The organism is Streptomyces sp. NPDC059567 (assembly GCF_042735655.1).
Classification (GTDB): domain Bacteria; phylum Actinomycetota; class Actinomycetes; order Streptomycetales; family Streptomycetaceae; genus Streptomyces.
The window spans coordinates 51,916-56,304 of record NZ_JBHWBS010000004.1; the positions used below are offsets into that span (position 1 = coordinate 51,916).

Sequence of the window (4,389 nt, forward strand, 5' to 3'; positions counted from 1 at the left end):
CCACGAGCCAGGTGCCGGTGGCATGCGCCGAACGCGCCACCTCACGGCGCTGGGCCGGGGGGGTCATGTGGCCGGGGGGGGTGTGGGAGTGGGGGTGGTGTTTTGCGCTTTGGGGGGGGGGGGTGGGCGGGGCGCGCCCCCCCGCCCCGGCCGGGCCGACGGAGGCGGGCACCACCTTCCGTACCGCCGCCGCGTTCACGCAGGGCCGGCAGGCCACGGCCGAGGCCTCCACGGGTGACTACCTCTACTGGGTGTTCCCCGCGGACACCGGGCAGCGGCCCACGGTGACCGCCTCGGTCGCGCTCCCCGAGGCCGCCGCCCGGCACGGGGCCTCGACCTGGCGGATCGACGTCTACGACGGACTGCGCCGCCGGCAGCCGTGCATGTACGGGATGCAGTCCCGGGCCGCGGGGAAGGACGCCGCTTCCGTGGAGCTGTCCTGCACCCTGCGCACGGTCCGCCCCTGGGCCGAGGCCTGGGACAACGATCCGCTGCCCGGCAGCTATTACGTCCGGCTGACGGTCACCGGCATTCCGGAGGACGACCTCGGTCAGCCGTTCACGGCCCGGGTGGGTGCGGTCTCCGCCGAGAAGGGCGGCGCGTACGCGGGCGACGGCACGCTCGCCGCGCCGCTGGTGCCGGGCGCCACGACAAAGGACGCGGCCGCGGGCGAGGCGCCGTCGGCGGTCGAGGCGCGGGCACCCGAGGACGGCTGGTCCTCGGGCTGGTGGTCCGACCGCTGGGTCTGGACCGCCGTCGGCGGAGTCCTGGGCGCGCTCGCCGGCATCGGCGGCTACTCCCTGACCCGCGGCTCCGGCCGCCCGTCACGGGTACCGCCGGCCGTCTGACGGCCGCGACGTACGAGCGGCCGCGGCTGTCCTGGACAGTCGCGGCCGCTCCCCGTTGCGGAGCGCGGTGCCGCGCGTGTCAGTGGCCGGCCGGGCGGACCAGGCCGGTGTCGTAGGCGTACACCGCCGCCTGGGTCCGGTCACGCAGGCCGAGCTTGATCAGGATGCGGCTCACATGGGTCTTGACGGTCTGTTCGGCGACGACCAGCCGGGAGGCTATCTCGGCGTTGGAGAGCCCGTGGGCGATCAGGCTCAGGACCTCGGTCTCGCGTTCCGTCAGATCGCCGACGCGGTCCATGCGCGGGGCTCGGGGGCCCGCGCTCAGCCGGGAGAACTCGGCGATGAGGCGCTTCGTGAGGTTGGGCGCGAGCAGGGCGTCCCCACCCGCCACCACCCGTACCGCGTGCGCGAGTTCGTCGGCCGAGGCGTCCTTGAGAAGGAACCCGGAGGCACCGGCGCGCAGCGCCTCGTACACGTACTCGTCGAGGTCGAAGGTGGTCAGGACGAGCACCTTCACCGTGGCGTCGGCGGGCCCGGTGATGAGGCGGGTGGCCTCGATGCCACCGATGCCGGGCATCCGGATGTCCATCAGGACGACGTCGGGCGCGAGTTCGGCCACCTTGGCGACGGCCTCCTCGCCGTCCACGGCCTGTCCGACGACCTCGATGTCGGGCTCGGCATTGAGCAGCACGGTGAAGCCCTGACGGACCATCATCTGGTCGTCGACGATGAGGACCCGGGTCGTACTGCTCGTCATGTGCCGTCCTTGCAGGGTTCGATGGGGAGGGTGGCGGTCACCTCGTAGCCGCCGTCCGGGGTGGACCCGGCTGTCAGTTCGCCGCCCAGCATGGCGGTGCGCTCGCGCATCCCGAGCAGCCCGTGCCCCAGTCCGGGCGAGAGCGGGGCCGTGGAGGGATCGGTGCGTCGGCTCGGTGGGGTGTTGGTGATCCGGAGGGTCAGCCCGGCCTCGAGATAGCCGGTCTCCACGCGGACCCGTGCCCCCGGTGCATGCCGCATCGCGTTGCTCAGCGCCTCCTGGACGATGCGGTACGCGGAGAGTTCGACGCCCGGCGACAGCGGACGGCGGTCGCCCGTGGCGGTCGCGTCGACGGTGAGCCCGGCGGCGCGGACGTTGTCGAGGAGCTCGTCGAGCCGGTCCAGGGTGGGCTGGGGGGTGTGCCGTACGCCGTCGGCGGCCGGGTCCTCCGCCCGTAGGACACCGAGGACCCGGCGCAGTTCGGTCAGCGCCTCGACGGCGTTCTGGCGGATTCCGGCGAGGTTCTCCCTCAGCTCGTCGGAGGGGTTCTCGACCAGGTGGGGGGCGACCTGGGCCTGGATGGAGATGACCGACATGTGGTGGGCGACGACGTCGTGCAGCTCACGGGCGATCCGGCCGCGCTCCTCCAGAAGGGTGCGCCGGGACCGTTCCTCGGCGGTGATGACCTCCTGGGCGACGAGCTGCGTCCGCGCCACTCGGCTCATCCGCAGCGAGGCTCCCACCACCGCCGCGGTCGCGAACGCGATCGCGCCGCCGCCGAGGTCCTCGTTGTGGGGAAAGCCCGTGGGCATGACGGTGTTGACCACTCCCGACAGCACGGTGATCACGAGGGTGACGACCGTGACCCGCAGCGGGACCCGCAGGGCGAGGAGCAGCACGACGAAGGTGTGGATCACGATGCCCCAGACGCTCCAGGGCCACACCATGTCGGGTCCGACTGTCGACTCGCCGATCTCCGCGGTCAGGAACAGCGTGACCGTGGAGAGCCACCAGGCCGGTACGGGGCGGCTCAGGGCGAGGACCAGAGCCGCGGCCTGGAAGACGACGAGCAGTTGCATGGTCCCCGGGACGAAGGGCATCGCGCCGGAGTACTCGGCCATCCTGCCCAGGCCCCCGACGACGGCGAGCAGCACGAGGTGTCCGTGCGGTAGCCAGCCGAACCACGCCTGGCGGGGCAGCGGATCGCGGGCCATCGTCCAGAGGTCCTCGCGCAGGGCGCGCGGCACCCGCCCCAGGGCGCCCAGCAGCGACCGCCCGTAACCCTCGCCCACCTGTTCCCCCTTGTCCGCTGCGTCCAGCCTAGGCACGTCGGATCTCCTTGCTCGCCCCGGGTCGCCTCTGGCGGGCGGGGCGGCGGCCGCCCTGTTCGTACGTACGGAACGCGGCGACGCACACCAGCAGCGCGAGCGCGAAGAGCGGCAGCCAGGCGAGTCGGGCCAGGACCCAGCCGTACCCGTCGGGCACGGTGTGCAGGCCGGGGAGCGGTCCGTGGCCGAGGAGTTCGCCGGCCATGCGCCCGGTGACGGTGACGGCGATCATCGCGGTCTGGTGCCAGAGGAAGACGGTCATCGCACCGAGGTTGAGCAGCGCCACCGCGGCCCAGGCGGCGGGGCGGCGCAGGGCCCGGCGCAGCGGGGCGAGCAGCAGCAGGGCTCCGCCGCACTGGGCGAGGCCGAAGGTGACGGCGGCGAGCGTGGGCGGGTTGAGGTTGGACATCGGCGCGCCGGGCACGCCGACCATGGAGCCGGGGTAGCCGGCGAAGAGCACGAGGAGGGCGGTCGCCGCGGCTCCGCCGAGCAGCAGGACCCAGCCGGCCGCCCGGTCCTTGAGTCCGTGTCGGGACCAGGCGGTGCCCAGGCAGTACGGCACGAGCCAGCCGGCGGCCACGTTGATCCAGCCGAGCCAGGCCGGTCCGTCGAGGCCGAAACGGATCACGTCGACGTGCAGGACGACGGCGAGGGGCCAGAGCGGATGGACCCGGGCGACGAGCGGGGTCGCCGCCGTGAGCGCGGCGAAGACGAGCAGGAACCACAGCGGGGAGAGCACGAGCTTGCCGAGGGCGTACACGGTCGGCCAGGGCACGCCGGTGGCGAGCATGGGGAGCGTCGCGACGCTCCACAGCGCGAGCACGGCGGCGACGGGCCTGAAGAGCCGTCCCAGCCGGGCCGCGAGCCAGTGGCGGTAGCCCTCCTGCCGGGCGCGGGAGGCGGCGTGGCTCCTGGCGGCGACCTGCCCGCCGACCAGGAAGAAGACGGCCAGGGTCTGGAAGACCCAGGAGACGGGGGTGAATTCGGGCAGGTCCTGCAAGGGGCTGGCGACGCGGACCGTGCCGCTGTCGGCGATCAGGGCGGTCACGAGCCAGTGGCCGAGGACCACGCCGAGGATGGCGAGGCCACGCAGGGCGTCGATGGCACGGTCGCGGCTCGGTGGGGTGGCTGCCTCGATACGGCGGACGAGTTCACGCATCGGCCGGGTCCCGTCCTGCGACGATGCTCGCGAGCTGCTTCAGCGGTACGGAGCCGGGGACGAGGTAGTCGCTGTGTCCGCCGTCGCCGGCGTCGAAGACCCTGGCGCCGAACTCCGGCGCGAGGGGGTCCGTGCCGAATCCCAGCTCCCCGAAGGGCAGGGGCACGCGGACGTGGGGCACGGGGGGGGGGACAGATGGGTCGCCCCCCCCCCCCCCCCCCGGGGGGGGGGGGGGGCCCGGCGCCCGGGGGGGGGCGCGCGGCGCCCCCCCGGCGGGAGTCTGGGTAGACTCGCCGC

General features: G+C 74.0%; 4 protein-coding genes and 1 pseudogene. 1 reads left to right on the forward strand and 4 read right to left on the reverse strand.

Annotation, left to right across the window (positions count from 1 at the left end; all coding sequences use genetic code 11):
* The first annotated feature begins 65 nt into the window (after window positions 1-65).
* Window positions 66-848: a hypothetical protein gene (locus tag ACFVZW_RS03545; RefSeq protein ID WP_384516412.1), complete on the forward strand. Its 783-nt coding sequence runs from the start codon at window positions 66-68 to the stop codon at window positions 846-848.
* A 79-nt stretch (window positions 849-927) separates the two neighbouring features.
* Here the strand turns inward: ACFVZW_RS03545 and ACFVZW_RS03550 are convergent, their stop codons facing one another.
* The 4 genes and pseudogenes from ACFVZW_RS03550 to ACFVZW_RS03565 form a co-directional block, all read right to left on the reverse strand.
* Window positions 928-1,605, reverse strand: coding sequence for a response regulator (locus ACFVZW_RS03550; protein ID WP_384516151.1), 678 nt, complete (start codon window positions 1,603-1,605; stop codon window positions 928-930).
* On the reverse strand, window positions 1,602-2,933 hold the full coding sequence (locus tag ACFVZW_RS03555) for a sensor histidine kinase (RefSeq protein ID WP_384516153.1): 1,332 nt from the start codon (window positions 2,931-2,933) through the stop codon (window positions 1,602-1,604). Before ACFVZW_RS03555 ends, ACFVZW_RS03550 begins: the two co-directional genes overlap by 4 nt.
* Window positions 2,926-4,092 carry an acyltransferase gene (locus tag ACFVZW_RS03560; RefSeq protein ID WP_384516155.1) on the reverse strand — a complete coding sequence of 389 codons (1,167 nt, stop codon included), beginning with the start codon at window positions 4,090-4,092 and terminating at the stop codon, window positions 2,926-2,928. The genes ACFVZW_RS03555 and ACFVZW_RS03560 overlap by 8 nt, the downstream gene beginning before the upstream one ends.
* A pseudogene (locus ACFVZW_RS03565) lies at window positions 4,085-4,309 on the reverse strand (hypothetical protein); the annotation flags it as partial. The pseudogene ACFVZW_RS03565 and the gene ACFVZW_RS03560, both read right to left, overlap by 8 nt.
* Window positions 4,310-4,389: the final 80 nt, after the last annotated feature.

Coding starts and splice junctions, on each gene's coding strand:
- ACFVZW_RS03545 (WP_384516412.1), top strand. CDS start 66: ATGTGGCCGGGGGGGGTGTGGGAGTGGGGGTGGTGTTTTGCGCTTTGG.
- ACFVZW_RS03550 (WP_384516151.1), bottom strand. CDS start 1,605: ATGACGAGCAGTACGACCCGGGTCCTCATCGTCGACGACCAGATGATG.
- ACFVZW_RS03560 (WP_384516155.1), bottom strand. CDS start 4,092: ATGCGTGAACTCGTCCGCCGTATCGAGGCAGCCACCCCACCGAGCCGC.